Genomic DNA, 12841 nt, shown 5'->3' on the forward strand with positions numbered 1-12841 from the left:
TTTTTAAAAAAAATCTAACGATTAAATGAATGATTTAAACCACATCATTTCCAGTCTTTCATCAGAAGAACAAACTCGTTTTACAGAATACCTAAAAAAAAAGAACAGGCGCAATGACACTAAAAACATCCAGCTTTTTAAACTTATTTCCAAAGATCATTTAACCTCTGAAGCGCTTTGTAAAAAACTCTATAAAGACGGGAATAAAGCAGCTTATCACGCTTTGCGAAAAAGACTGCTCCAGTCTCTTATCGATTTCATAGCAAACATCAGCATTGAAGAAGAAAATTCTGTGGATATGCAAGTTATAAAGTACATTTTAGCGTCTCGCACTTTTTTATTGAACAACAAATCTATAATAGCGTATAAACTATTGCACAAAGCAGAAATACTGGCTCAAGAGCACAACCTTTTTGCTATTTTAAATGAAATTTACCACACTAAAATACAATATGCCCATACCAACCCGAGCATTGAACTGGAAGCAGAAATAGAAAAATATAAGGCCAATCAAAAAAAACATCAATTAGAGGATCAGTTGAATATGGTCTATGCTAAAGTGAGACTGACACTGAACCAAATTACATACAAAGGCAAGACCATAAATTTTCAAATGCTATTTGAATCCATTCTCAAAGAACATAATATTAGCCTTGAAGAAGCAGTATCCTTTAAATCGGTTTATCAGTTGATGACGATCATAAGTATTTCTGCTTTTGTGACGAACGATTACTTACAAGTTGAACCTTTTTTGATCTCTATTTACAAAACTATTAAAAACCAGAAGGACAAAGACAAACAAGCTTTTTATCACATTCAAGTCCTTTATCTGATCTCAAATACGTTATTCCGAAATAAGAAGTTTGAGAACTCTTTAGCATACTTAGATCTGATGCGGCAAAAAATGCTTGAGAAAAATAAAAAGCACTACAATACCTTTCTTTTAAAGCACTATAAACTTTTAGCCCTGAACTATAATTTTTCAAATCGGCAAGAAGAAGCCATAGCACTACTGGAATCTGTAAAGAATAAAAAGCACAACGATATAGAATCGCAATTAGACATTCATCTAAGCTTAGTCATGTTCTATTTTCAGAAAGGATCACTTAAAAATGCCCAGACTATTTTATCCAAACTCTACCATACAGACAATTGGTATATGGAAAAAGCCGGGAAAGAATGGGTCATCAAAAAGAACCTTATCGAGATCTTATTGTATATCGATCTGAACCTCATTGACCTTGTAGAATCGCGTTTGCTGAGTTTTAAACGAAGTTACTTCAAATACCTTCAAGAAATTAATCAGGAACGGGTCATTACTTACCTGCAACTCATTGAATATTATTATAAAAATCCTGAAAAAGTCACCTCCGGGGCGTTTAAAGAAAAAGTCGAAAACTCCTTTGTATGGATCAGCCCGGATCAAGAAGATATTTTTGTCATGAGCTTTTATGCCTGGTTGAAAAGCAAAATGGAAAACCGTACGTTATATGAAGCGACAACAGACTTGATTGAGCAATCAAAAACCATTGCCAGTAACTAAAAAAGCGTTCCAAGTGGAACGCTTTTTTTATATTTTATATCATTTTTACCAGCGAATTATAACACTTCCCCAAGTAAATCCACTACCAAAAGCGGCTAAAACAACTACATCACCTTCTTTTATTTTTCCTTTTTCCCATGCTTCCGTTAAAGCAATAGGAATAGAAGCAGCAGTTGTATTACCGTATTGTTGGATATTATTGTACACTTTATCATCCGGTAATCTGAACTTTTGCTGGATAAATTGTGAAATCCTCAGATTAGCTTGATGCGGGATCAACATATCAATATCTGAAACCTGTAAATCATTAGCCTGTAAGCCTTCCATAATCACTTCACTGAAACGCACCACTGCATTTTTAAATACAAACTGACCGTTCATGTGCGGATAATAACTTTCATCTTCCGGATTGTTATCTCTAATAATATCTGTTACCCAACGTTTTCCCATTCCCGGAGCAATCAAAGCCAGCTCTTCGGCATGTTGCCCTTCAGCATGTAAGTGGGTTGATAAAATTCCTTTTGAAGCATCTTCCGTTCTGGACAAAACAGCAGCTCCAGCTCCGTCTCCGAAAATAACAGAAACGCCTCTGCCTCTCGTTGTCATGTCCAAACCTCTGGAATGTACTTCAGAACCAATCACTAAAATATTCTTATACATTCCGGTTTTAATGAATTGGTCTGCAACTGATAATGCATAGACAAATCCCGAACATTGATTACGAACATCTAACGCTCCTACAGTTCTTAATCCCAACTCTCTCTGTACCAGAACTCCGGGACCCGGAAAATAATAATCCGGACTTAAAGTAGCAAAAATGACGAAATCAATAGCATCTGTTTCTAATCCTGCCCTTTCAATAGCTACTTTTGCGGCTTTTACACCCATTGAAGTTGTAGTATCTTCAGGAGTATTAACGTGTCTTCTTTCTTGTATACCGGTACGTTCCTGAATCCATTCATCGTTTGTATCCATTATTTTGGATAGGTCATCATTGGTTACAATATTATCCGGCACATAATATCCTAACCCGGTTATTTTTGAGTGATACATGTTTGATTTAGTTTGTGGCGCAAATTTACTAATTTATTAAAAAACACCTAACTAAATTATTTTTTTAGCGGTTTAACCTCAAAAAGACCTCTTCATTTTTATTTATTTCAACTGTCGAATTAAAATAGACCTTTTCACCATCATGCTGTGCTTCAACCAGATAGTGACTTCCAGAAAAATAGCTCTTCAATACTTTTACCCGCAACGCAGATCTTTCTACTAACTGTAATTCATGCGGATAACATAAAACAAAATCTTCTTCCTCAGATGTAGGTTGAAGTTCAAAATAATGAGCAGGAATTTTACTTACTTCCCCGAAAAGGGATGCTGTATAAAAGCTCTGAGGTTCTTGATATATACTTTGAGTCGTTCCTGTTTCAAGTAATTCTCCGTTTTTCATAACTAAAACTTCATCCGAAAAAGAAAGTACATCCTGAACGTCATGCGTGGCTATGACACAAGTGATTTGTTTTTCTTTCAGGTATTGAAAAATCTTTCTTCTCAAACTATTCTTTCTGAAATTATCAATATGACTGAAAGGCTCATCTAACAGTAATACTTCAGGTTCTTTAGCCAAAACTTTAGCCAGAGCTACTCGTTGCATTTGCCCGCCGCTTAAAAATTTGGCTTTAACCGTTGCAAATTCAGTCATTTCAACCACATCTAAAAGTTCGTCTATTCTGGCTTTTTTATCTTCTAAAAAAAAGTTTGACAAAAACTTCCCTACATTTTCAGCAACTGTAACATAAGGCATTAAATCAAAATCCTGAGCCAGATATTTCATGTAAGGCATTCCGGGAACTAAATTAAACTTCGGTCCGGTCACTAAGCCCTCTTTCCAATGGATGCTTCCATAATCCGCATCATATAAACCGTAGATCAGCTTAAGCAAAGTACTTTTCCCGCAACCACTTTCTCCTATAATCGCTAAATTATTTCCCTTTGCAACAGAAAAATTAATTGTTTTTAATATTTCCTTATCATTCTCATAAAAAAAGCTTAGATCTTTTACTTTTAGCATTCCGTATATTTTTTAACAAAAATAAGATACTTAATCAAAATATTTTTAAATTGCGCCAGTTTTAAGATTTGCCCCATGAAAAAAACAACCAAGATAATAGTATTATTATCGCTACTGACTTTTAACCTATCCGATTGTTTTGCACAGTATTATAAATATGCCTTAAATATAAACTACGGGTTAAGTGGTGTTACTGATCCCAGTATTCAAAATTTCTCACACATAGGAGGAGGTTTTAGCTATGAATTTGATGAAACATACGCTCTTCAACTTGATTTTGGTTCTGACCAATACCGTTTATTCAATACTGCATTGAATAAAGAAGGCGGAGTAGACATGTTTCGCGTTTCTTTACAAGGAGTCATTAACCTCTCTACCATTTCCGACAGTCAGCGTGTTTATGACCCCATCAATGTTTTAACACATGCCGGATTCGGTTATTCTAGTGTTAAATCAACAGTTCTGGAAGGAAATGATAAAACAGTAAATTTTTTAGGTGGTATTACGCCGAGATTTCGAATCAGTAACAACCTATATTTTACACTTGATGCAACTGCCATTTTTGTATTTTCACAACATTATAATTTCGACGGAAATCTTTCCTACGAAAATGTAGTTAACTCATTTACGTCGATTACCTATAACTTAACTGCCGGAATCACTTACCGATTCGGGGAATATTAAGATTTAAACCAACCTAACTATTTTTCATGTAAAGTCCTTTTTCTAATTGAAAAAGGATTTTTTTATGTCATTTTGTCACCAAAACCATTTTGGTACTCTATTTGAAAAAAGTTAACCAAATTATGTCTAATCAAAAATTTAACAATATGTCAAGTGGAAAAATCAATGTTTCAGTAGAAAACATCTTTCCTTTAATTAAAAAGTTCTTATACAGTGATCACGAGATCTTTTTACGTGAATTAATTTCGAATGCAACCGATGCAACTTTAAAACTAAAACATTTAACCAGCATTGGTGAAGCTACTGTAGAATATGGCGATCCTATGATTGAAGTTAAAATTGATGCCGAAGGTAAAAAACTACACATTATCGATCAAGGTTTAGGGATGACTGCTGACGAAGTGAAAAAATACATCAACCAGATCGCTTTTTCTGGGGCAGAAGAATTTTTGGAAAAATACAAAGATACTGCCAAAGATTCAGGCGTGATCGGTCATTTTGGTTTAGGTTTCTATTCTGCTTTTATGGTAGCCAATAAAGTAGAGATCATTACCAAATCATACAAAGAGGAACCGGCTGCTCACTGGACTTGTGACGGCAGCCCGGAATTTACATTAGAAACTGCTGATAAAACAGACCGAGGAACTGAGATCATTCTTCACATCGCAGATGACTCAACTGAATTCTTAGAGGAAAGCAGAATCCGCGAGTTACTAGTAAAATATAACAAATTCATGCCGATTCCGATCAAATTCGGAACGCGTAAAGAAGCATTGCCAAAACCGGAGAATGCCGGTGAAGATTACGAAACGGAATACAAAGAAATAGATAACATTATCAACAATCCGAATCCGGCTTGGACCAAACAACCTTCGGATCTGACGGATGAAGATTATAAGAGTTTTTACCGCGAATTGTATCCGATGCAGTTTGATGAGCCTTTATTCAACATTCACCTGAATGTAGATTATCCGTTCAACTTAACCGGAATTTTATATTTCCCTAAATTATCGAACGATTTACAAATTCAGAAAGATAAAATTCAATTGTACCAGAATCAGGTTTTTGTAACGGACAATGTAGAAGGGATCGTTCCGGAATTCTTAACCATGTTAAAAGGTGTTATTGATTCGCCGGACATTCCGTTAAACGTTTCCCGTTCGTATTTACAAGCTGATGGTAATGTGAAAAAGATCTCAAACTACATTACCCGTAAAGTTTCCGATAAACTAAAATCGTTATTCAATGAAAATAGAGAGGATTTTGAGCAAAAATGGAATGACATCAAAATCGTTTTAGAATACGGAATGCTTTCGGAACCTAAATTCTACGAAAAAGCAGGCGACTTTGCATTATATCCTACTACCGAAGGGAAATACTATACTTTAGCCGAATTAAAAGAAACTTTGGCACCTACACAAACGGACAAAGACGGTAATCTGATTGTACTATATGCTTCTAACCAGGAAATGCAACACAGTTATATTGAAGCTGCTAAAGAAAAAGGATACGAAGTATTAATATTAGACTCTCCTATTGTTTCGCATTTGATCCAGAAATTAGAAGCTGATAATGAAAAACTAACCTTTGCTCGTGTAGATGCAGATCACGTAGAGAATTTAATCAAAAAAGAAGAAGAACAAATTTCAAGACTTTCGGAAGACGAAAAAACAAAATTGAAAGACTATCTTGAAACGATTGTTCCAAAAGAAAAATACAGCGTTCAATTAGAGGCAATGGACAGCAAATCTGCTCCGTTCATCATCACGCAACCGGAATTCATGCGAAGAATGAAAGAAATGAGCCAAACCGGTGGTGGCGGAATGTTCGGAATGGGAAACTTGCCTGAAATGTATAATCTAATAGTAAATACTAATTCTGACTTGGCCGGTTCTATTTTGAATGTAGAAAATGAAACCGAAAAATCAGCTTTGGTAAAACAAGCATTAGATTTAGCGAAACTATCGCAAGGATTATTAAAAGGTGAAGAATTAACGGCTTTTGTAAAACGTAGTTTTGAAACTTTGAAGTAAAAATATTTTTTTCATAACAAAAATCCCGCTCAATGAAGCGGGATTTTTTATTTAAACAATAGTATATATCATAAAGTAATGCGAAATACTTCCACCTAACACAAACAGGTGCCAGATAAAATGACCGTACGGAATTCGCTTAGAAGCATAGAAAATAGTTCCCAGCGTGTAGAAAGCACCTCCGACAGCCATAAAAACCAAAGCTTCAACAGAAAGCAAATGAATCAGTTCTTTTACTTGAGCCACAACCAGCCACCCCATAACGAGATAAACGATCAGAGATAATTTTTCGACCTTTCCGGTTAAGAACAACTTCATGATCAAACCGGCCGTAGCAATACTCCAGATAATGAAAAACAACGTCCACCCGGAAGTTTGTTCTAAAGTAACTAAACAAATCGGGGTATACGTTCCGGCAATCAGCAAAAAGATACCGATATGGTCAAAGATTCTCGCTTTCCGCTTTTTAACTTCATGTGAAATAGCATGGTAAACCGTTGAAGCCGTGTACAATGCGATCACGCAAAAACCGTAAATCCAAATACTCAGAGTACTAAAACTGCTTAGCCCTCTGTTTTTGAGCAATAAAAACACCAATCCGACAACGCCCAAAACAATCCCTGCAGCGTGTGAAACCGTATTTAAAAACTCTTCTTTATCCTTGATCTTTAGCATTTTATTTTTTTATTTTATTCCTTTCATAAAGGTACCAAAATTATACCAATTTGAATTTATAAATTGTATTTTTGGCAAAAACAGGCTAAAATGACACGCTTTTTTCAGATTTTAACACTTAGTATCATAACATTGACTGTAAATGCTCAGGAAATTTCCAAAAAAGCTTTTACTATCGGCGAACAAATTGAATGGTTCTCAAAAGAACTCAATGAAAAAAGAAGTCTGAATATTTTTCTTCCGCAGGATTATAGCTCCGATAAAAAATACCAAGTGATCTATTTACTTGATGGTTCTTCTCATGAAGATTTTTTGCACATCTGCGGATTGGTTCAATTTTTTGATCTGCAATTTCAAATGCCTGAAACTATTGTTGTAGGGATCACGAATGTAGATAGAAAACGGGATCTCACTTTCCCAACTACTGATAAAGAACTTCAAAATGAGTTCCCGACAACCGGCGGGTCGGAACGATTTATAGCCTATCTTGAAAAAGAAGTGCAACCTTATATTAACACCAACTATCCGACCAATGGAACCAATATCATCATCGGGCAATCACTGGGTGGTTTGTTAGCTACAGAGATTCTATTGAAAAAACCGGAACTCTTCACACATTTTTTAATTACAAGCCCAAGTTTGTGGTGGGATAACCAATCGTTGCTTAAAGACGCTAAAACACTTTTAAGACAACACGATTACCACAATACTTTTATTTATTTAGCCGTTGGCGAACAAGAACATAAAGTAATGGTCAAAGATGCGCAGACACTTGAAAAATTATTAACAGAACGAAAAGATTTGAAAATACACTTTGTACTGTTTCCGGAAGAAAACCATGCTACCATTTTACATAACAGTATTTACAAGGCTTTCCTGTTGCAATATCCTCTGAAGAATTAGTTATTCAACAACCCGCCTTCTTCTTTTTTGTCATTGTTAAGCATATTGTTCTCTACTTTTGCCAATCTGTTTTTCGTAGGAATCTTGTAATTCAACGAAAACCCTACTCTTCTTGAATCGTATTTACTATCGTACAACAAGTTGGTTCCTATAGCTCCGAGTTTCTGTTTATTGGTATTAAAAACATCATTTATGTAAACGGACATCGACAAATTATTATTCAAAAACTTTTTAGAGAATGTCAGATCAAATTGCTGACTTAAAGGATATCTGATAGCATAATATTGATAATTCCCTCCTTTTGTTGAGGTATTATAATTGGCCGTAAATTTAATTTTTGCCGGTAATTGAAGTTGCGACATCAAATTAAATACCCAAAACCCTTTATAATCAATATCGTCCAAAACATGTTTTTGATGTCCCACATAGAAATACATAAAATTAATTTCGTCAGGATTAAAATTAAAACTTAAGGTTTCTTTTAAACCTTTTGTAAACAGCATATAAGGTATAGGCAATCCGAAATTAAAATTGTGGACAGTTAGTCTAGGAACGTTAATCGAGGTACTTGCAGCACCGTCATTGGTTTGTATAATTCTATTAACCACCTGATTATTGGCATCACTAACAGAATACCCTATAAAGAAATATTCGTATGCACTTAACCGGATCTCATAGTTGTCAAAAATCGTAGGATCTAAATTAGGATTTCCGTAAAATGACACATTCGGATTCTGATAATTGGTATTATTAGGGTTTAACGCATAAGTATTAGGCAAGCTGATCTTTTTATTGTAATTAGCATTAAAAGAAACCTGCTCCATTAAGTTGTACTGAACGGTAGCATTCGGAAAAAACTTCACTAAATCAAAAGGCGTTAAAGAACCTGTATCTGTATTTCCTTCAATTTTATAAGATTCCAGTCTTCCTCCTAAAATAAAATCAAACTTTTTATATGTCGTTTGCCATTCTGTATACGCCGCTAATGTTGTTCGCCAATAATCTAAATTTTCTGTCCCGAAACTTTTGGTTGTAAAATCCAATCGGTCCGCTAAAGCACCTACACTCCATTTCGATTCTTCTAAGAAATTGACTTCTTGCGAATAATCCGTTTTAAATTGATAGAATTTCTGGTCTGATAAATTTTCAAGTCCGAAACTATTCGTATCTCTGGATAAAAGCACGAAATCATTAGTGTTTACATTATAATTGAATCGAAAATCAAGTTTCTTTGTAATGTCTTCAAATCGTTTCTGATAGGTCAGCATAACGTCATGACGGTCTATGTCTGTCATCCCTTTATCGGAAGAGGTAAAACCAAATCCTTCCGCATTAATATAAGACGTATTAGCACTGGTGTTAAAATCATAATTCACTAACAGACGATCTTTCTTAAAATCAAATTTTAATCCTGTTTTGATGAAATAAAAACGATTAATTCTATCCGATACATTTTTAGAAATAACCTCATCCGGACTATAGAAGTTACTCCTTTGATAAGATTCGTTATAACTTTGGCCAACCTGTACCTGCCAACCCAGAATACTATTTTTAGCACTTACCAGTAAACTGTTGTTGAACTTATGTCTCGAATCATCATATTTGGTATAACTATAACCGTTAGAATATGTCGCCGTAAGATAATTCTTTGCCCTTTTTGAAGTCACAATATTAATAATAGCCCCTCCCGAAGTCGCCGGAAATTCAGCTCCTGGTTGTGTGATCACCTCTACTTTTTCTATAGCATTTGCCGGTAAGCTTTCTAAATAAGAGTTTAACTCATTCGAATAAATATTAAGAGGTCTCCCGTCCATATAAACCTCTAACTGCTTCCCTTGATACATCATCCCGGCAACATCTGAAATAATTAATCCCGGTAACTTTTTCAGCCCTTCCATTACTGAACCGGAATTCAGATGAGCTTGCTCAGAAAAATCAAAAATGGTTCGATCTGCTTTTTGCTCTATAGCTTTTTTCTTTTGTACTACTATAACTTCGTTTAATTCTTTCGTTTTTAAACTATCTTGTGCTGTTTTGTTTTGGGCTTTTGATACATTCGAAATACAACTCAAAGCAATCAGTAATACAAAAAATCTCATGGGCTTTCTTATCAGGTTGGTTAAATAAACTATACTACTTTAGTCACAATTTTTAGCTGTATGTTACACATTAACCCTTATTTTTCTTTAAATCAGGCTTTACCTACTAAAAAACAGGACGACCATACTTAAATAATCCTATTCTAAATTTATTATCTTTGCGCCCCTTAAAAAAACAGAAAATGTCAAACAATGCTATATTCAAAGGAGTTGTACTTGTAGGAATCGGAGCCATAAGTTATGGCCTTCTGGCTACTTTCGTAAAATTGGCCTATAAAGAAGATTATACTACGGCTGAAGTAACACTGGCACAATTCATTTACGGCTTAGTCGGTGTGGTAATTTTAATGGCAATTTCTAAAAAAAAGAAAAAAGAAAAAGATCCTACTACCCGAAGAGATATTACAGCATTAATAGTTGCCGGAACATCTCTGGGACTGACCAGTGTTTTCTATTATTTGTGTGTAAAAGAGATCAATGTTTCAATTGCTATTGTACTTTTAATGCAAACCGTATGGATGAGTGTTCTGCTGGAAGCTATTCTTGACAAAAAAATGCCATCTCCTAAAACTTTAATAGCGGTCATTATTGTTTTAGTCGGAACACTTTTGGCTACAAAAATTTACAACCTGCAAGAATTTCCGGGATTGCTTGGTATTGTTTGGGGATTACTGGCTGCTGCCTCATTCACCACGACCATGTATACTGCTAACCGGATAGCTGTCGGAACCCCTAATTTAAAAAGAAGTTATTACATGCTTTGGGGAGGAACGATTGTTGTTCTGATCTTTACTTTCATCACTCAGAATACTCCTTTCAATTGGGAAATCTTCACAAAGTGGGGAATTTTATTAGCACTGTTCGGTACTATAATCCCACCTGTTCTGATGAATGCAGGTTTTCCTAAGACCGGCATCGGACTGGGAAGTATTGTGTCATCACTTGAACTTCCTGTCTCTGTCTCTATGGCTTACTTTATTTTAAATGAAAAAGTAGAGGTCTGGCAATGGTTCGGAATCTTTTTAATCCTTATCTCAATTGTGATTATAAACTTAAAAACCCGAAAATAGAACCATAGCTCTATTTGCACATCTTCAATATTTAAGTTTTTTTACGTACCTAAAATAATTATTTGTAAAAATTTTAACTATAAAAGTATTTTTTTGTTACTTTTAATATACAAATATTAAAAGTAAATTTTTATGAAAAAATTATTTGCAGAATTCTTCGGAACATTTTGGTTAGTGTTCGGAGGTTGTGGTAGCGCCCTTTTTGCAGCCGGAATCCCTGATCTGGGTATTGGTTATGCCGGAGTAGCATTAGCTTTCGGGTTAACAGTCTTAACCATGGCTTATGCTGTCGGACATATTTCCGGAGGTCATTTCAATCCTGCTGTAACACTTGGTCTATGGGCCGGAGGTCGCTTTGATCCCAAAAAAATTATCCCCTACATCATTGCTCAATGTATAGGTGCCATTGCGGCGGCCGGAATATTGTATCTGATTTTATCAGGTAAAGATGATTTTGCAATAGACGCTACACAAGCCGGAGCATTTGCTTCAAACGGTTACGGAGACTTTTCACCACATGGTTATCCTTTGATGAGTGCTTTCGTTGCTGAATTTGTTTTAACCTTTTTTTTCTTATTAGTCATCATAGGTGCCACTGATAAACTTGCCAATACAAAATTTGCAGGGATCGCCATAGGATTAGCCTTAACGCTAATTCATTTAATTTCCATCCCTATTACTAATACATCTGTAAATCCTGCCCGTTCACTTTCGCAAGCTGTTTTTGTCGGTGGCGAACCATTAAGCCAAGTTTGGCTCTTTTGGATCGCACCTGTTTTCGGAGCTCTCATTGCCGGAATTGTTTATAAAAATCTATTGCAAAATAATACATAAAAAAGAAGGGATTGATTTCCCTTTTTTTTATTTTTATCTAATGAGTTTGTTTGGAAACGAAAAAATAATACTGCCTCTTCCGGATGCCACATTTGAGTATTATCCGAATTTCTTAAGTGCAGAAACAGCCAACCGACTATTTGCAAAGCTTTATAAAGAAACGCCTTGGCAACAAGACAAGATTACTGTTTTTGGTAAAACACACCTTCAACCCAGACTAACGGCACTTTACGGAAATGAAGGAAGACTTTATGGCTATTCTGATATTCTTATGAAGCCGCATCCTTGGACTACTACACTTATGTTTATTAAAGATGAAGTAGAAGCATTAACTCATCAGCGATTTACCAGTGTACTCCTAAACCTGTACCGCAATGAAAAAGACAGCAATGGCTGGCATGCAGACGATGAAAAGGAACTGGGGAGAGATCCTTTTATTGCTTCAGTAAGTCTGGGAGCAGAAAGAACATTTCAGATAAAGCACAATACAAACAAAGAAATTAAGCAAAGCCTGACACTTAACCACGGTAGCCTCTTACTCATGAAAGAAGGAAGCCAAATTCATTACAAACACCAACTTCCCAAATCCTCTAAACCTCAAAAAACAAGAATAAATTTAACTTTTCGAACTATTTTTTAAAGATTATTTAAAAAAAGGTTGGTTCGGAAAAAAAATTAAAAAATTTCAAAAAAATACTATCTCCTTCTTTTTTCAATTTATTTTTTTAGTAATATTGACATAGTAAACCAAATAAAAATAAAAAACTTTAGGAATTAATTTTTCATCTGATGAAAAAAAGAAAGATTTCAGAATTTGACAATCAAACGATAGAAAGAATTGTCAATATGGCTCAAGAGGAACGTAGACCTTTTGAAACAATTAAAGAAGAATTCGGTGTTTCTGAAAATGAAGTAACGGAATTGAT

Annotated in this window: 12 protein-coding genes; 8 read left to right on the plus strand and 4 right to left on the minus strand. The window is 35.0% G+C overall.

Annotation, left to right across the window (positions count from 1 at the left end; all coding sequences use genetic code 11):
* Positions 1-25: 25 nt before the first annotated feature.
* Complete coding sequence (locus NHF50_RS03565) at positions 26-1543, plus strand: hypothetical protein (protein WP_252775088.1); 1518 nt, start codon at positions 26-28, stop codon at positions 1541-1543.
* 45 nt (positions 1544-1588) lie between these two features.
* Here NHF50_RS03565 and NHF50_RS03570 read toward each other — a convergent pair whose 3' ends face one another.
* A complete protein-coding gene (locus NHF50_RS03570; protein WP_252775089.1) occupies positions 1589-2596 on the minus strand; it encodes a 3-oxoacyl-ACP synthase III family protein in 1008 nt (335 codons plus the stop codon).
* A gap of 64 nt (positions 2597-2660) precedes the next feature.
* Complete coding sequence (locus NHF50_RS03575) at positions 2661-3617, minus strand: ABC transporter ATP-binding protein (protein WP_252775090.1); 957 nt, start codon at positions 3615-3617, stop codon at positions 2661-2663.
* 75 nt (positions 3618-3692) lie between these two features.
* Here NHF50_RS03575 and NHF50_RS03580 point away from each other — a divergent pair, with 75 nt between their 5' ends.
* Both NHF50_RS03580 and htpG read left to right on the plus strand, forming a co-directional pair.
* Complete coding sequence (locus tag NHF50_RS03580) at positions 3693-4301, plus strand: hypothetical protein (protein ID WP_109568380.1); 609 nt, start codon at positions 3693-3695, stop codon at positions 4299-4301.
* A gap of 146 nt (positions 4302-4447) precedes the next feature.
* On the plus strand, positions 4448-6334 hold the full coding sequence (gene htpG, locus NHF50_RS03585; RefSeq protein WP_252775091.1) for a molecular chaperone HtpG: 1887 nt from the start codon (positions 4448-4450) through the stop codon (positions 6332-6334).
* A 51-nt stretch (positions 6335-6385) separates the two neighbouring features.
* On the opposite strand, the gene NHF50_RS03590 is transcribed toward htpG, so the two are convergent.
* Positions 6386-7009 carry a hemolysin III family protein gene (locus tag NHF50_RS03590; RefSeq protein WP_109568381.1) on the minus strand — a complete coding sequence of 208 codons (624 nt, stop codon included), beginning with the start codon at positions 7007-7009 and terminating at the stop codon, positions 6386-6388.
* 90 nt (positions 7010-7099) lie between these two features.
* Here NHF50_RS03590 and NHF50_RS03595 point away from each other — a divergent pair, with 90 nt between their 5' ends.
* Positions 7100-7912 (plus strand): alpha/beta hydrolase, encoded by an 813-nt coding sequence (locus NHF50_RS03595; protein WP_252775092.1) that lies wholly within the window; start codon positions 7100-7102, stop codon positions 7910-7912.
* Here the strand turns inward: NHF50_RS03595 and NHF50_RS03600 are convergent.
* Positions 7909-10011 (minus strand): TonB-dependent receptor domain-containing protein, encoded by a 2103-nt coding sequence (locus NHF50_RS03600; RefSeq protein ID WP_252775093.1) that lies wholly within the window; start codon positions 10009-10011, stop codon positions 7909-7911. The genes NHF50_RS03595 and NHF50_RS03600 overlap by 4 nt on opposite strands.
* A gap of 182 nt (positions 10012-10193) precedes the next feature.
* Here NHF50_RS03600 and NHF50_RS03605 point away from each other — a divergent pair, with 182 nt between their 5' ends.
* The 4 genes from NHF50_RS03605 to NHF50_RS15745 all read left to right on the plus strand — a co-directional run.
* Positions 10194-11081, plus strand: coding sequence for a DMT family transporter (locus NHF50_RS03605; RefSeq protein WP_109568384.1), 888 nt, complete (start codon positions 10194-10196; stop codon positions 11079-11081).
* A gap of 132 nt (positions 11082-11213) precedes the next feature.
* Complete coding sequence (gene aqpZ / locus NHF50_RS03610; protein WP_252775094.1) at positions 11214-11915, plus strand: aquaporin Z; 702 nt, start codon at positions 11214-11216, stop codon at positions 11913-11915.
* A 40-nt stretch (positions 11916-11955) separates the two neighbouring features.
* On the plus strand, positions 11956-12555 hold the full coding sequence (locus NHF50_RS03615) for an alpha-ketoglutarate-dependent dioxygenase AlkB (RefSeq protein WP_109570591.1): 600 nt from the start codon (positions 11956-11958) through the stop codon (positions 12553-12555).
* 149 nt (positions 12556-12704) lie between these two features.
* Positions 12705-12841: DUF2805 domain-containing protein (locus NHF50_RS15745; protein WP_256476025.1), on the plus strand; the 137-nt coding region annotated here is incomplete at its 3' end.

The organism is Flavobacterium sp. NRK F10 (assembly GCF_024054235.1).
In the GTDB taxonomy this organism is placed as follows: Bacteria; Bacteroidota; Bacteroidia; order Flavobacteriales; family Flavobacteriaceae; genus Flavobacterium; species Flavobacterium sediminis.

Excerpts from the sequence above, each read along its gene's own strand:
- NHF50_RS03565 (WP_252775088.1), top strand. The coding sequence starts at position 26 with ATGAATGATTTAAACCACATCATTTCCAGTCTTTCATCAGAAGAACAA.
- NHF50_RS03570 (WP_252775089.1), bottom strand. The coding sequence starts at position 2,596 with ATGTATCACTCAAAAATAACCGGGTTAGGATATTATGTGCCGGATAAT.
- NHF50_RS03575 (WP_252775090.1), bottom strand. The coding sequence starts at position 3,617 with ATGCTAAAAGTAAAAGATCTAAGCTTTTTTTATGAGAATGATAAGGAA.
- NHF50_RS03580 (WP_109568380.1), top strand. The coding sequence starts at position 3,693 with ATGAAAAAAACAACCAAGATAATAGTATTATTATCGCTACTGACTTTT.
- htpG (WP_252775091.1), top strand. The coding sequence starts at position 4,448 with ATGTCAAGTGGAAAAATCAATGTTTCAGTAGAAAACATCTTTCCTTTA.
- NHF50_RS03590 (WP_109568381.1), bottom strand. The coding sequence starts at position 7,009 with ATGCTAAAGATCAAGGATAAAGAAGAGTTTTTAAATACGGTTTCACAC.
- NHF50_RS03595 (WP_252775092.1), top strand. The coding sequence starts at position 7,100 with ATGACACGCTTTTTTCAGATTTTAACACTTAGTATCATAACATTGACT.
- NHF50_RS03600 (WP_252775093.1), bottom strand. The coding sequence starts at position 10,011 with ATGAGATTTTTTGTATTACTGATTGCTTTGAGTTGTATTTCGAATGTA.
- NHF50_RS03605 (WP_109568384.1), top strand. The coding sequence starts at position 10,194 with ATGTCAAACAATGCTATATTCAAAGGAGTTGTACTTGTAGGAATCGGA.
- aqpZ (WP_252775094.1), top strand. The coding sequence starts at position 11,214 with ATGAAAAAATTATTTGCAGAATTCTTCGGAACATTTTGGTTAGTGTTC.
- NHF50_RS03615 (WP_109570591.1), top strand. The coding sequence starts at position 11,956 with ATGAGTTTGTTTGGAAACGAAAAAATAATACTGCCTCTTCCGGATGCC.